Source organism: Jeotgalibaca sp. A127 (assembly GCF_052266745.1).
GTDB lineage: Bacteria > Bacillota > Bacilli > Lactobacillales > Aerococcaceae > Jeotgalibaca.
The window spans coordinates 1-625 of sequence record NZ_JBQPRC010000031.1 but is presented as its reverse complement, the minus strand read 5'-3'; the positions used below and the strand labels follow the sequence as shown (position 1 = coordinate 625).

Genomic DNA, 625 nt, shown 5'->3' with positions numbered 1-625 from the left:
AAGGACAAGTTGTGACGGGGAGCGAAATTTAGTAGCGAAGTTCCCGATGTCACACTGCCAAGAAAAGCTTCTAGTTAGAAACCAACTGCCCGTACCGCAAACCGACACAGGTAGTCGAGGAGAGCATCCTAAGGTGAGCGAGCGAACTCTCGTTAAGGAACTCGGCAAAATGACCCCGTAACTTCGGGAGAAGGGGTGCTGACCGCAAGGTCAGCCGCAGTGAATAGGCCCAAGCGACTGTTTATCAAAAACACAGGTCTCTGCAAAATCGAAAGATGACGTATAGGGGCTGACGCCTGCCCGGTGCTGGAAGGTTAAGAGGAGAGGTTAGCTTCGGCGAAGCTTCGAATTGAAGCCCCAGTAAACGGCGGCCGTAACTATAACGGTCCTAAGGTAGCGAAATTCCTTGTCGGGTAAGTTCCGACCCGCACGAAAGGCGTAACGATTTGGGCACTGTCTCAACGAGAGACTCGGTGAAATTATAGTACCAGTGAAGATGCTGGTTACCCGCGACAGGACGGAAAGACCCCATGGAGCTTTACTGCAGGTTGATATTGATTGTTTCTGCTACATGTACAGGATAGGTAGGAGCCATAGAAGTCGGGACGCCAGTTTCGATGGAGGC

Annotated in this window: 1 rRNA gene; it reads left to right on the top strand. The window is 51.5% G+C overall.

The features are described 5' to 3' along the window. A 23S ribosomal RNA gene (locus ACTVAI_RS11830) occupies positions 1 to 625 on the top strand; the annotation flags it as partial.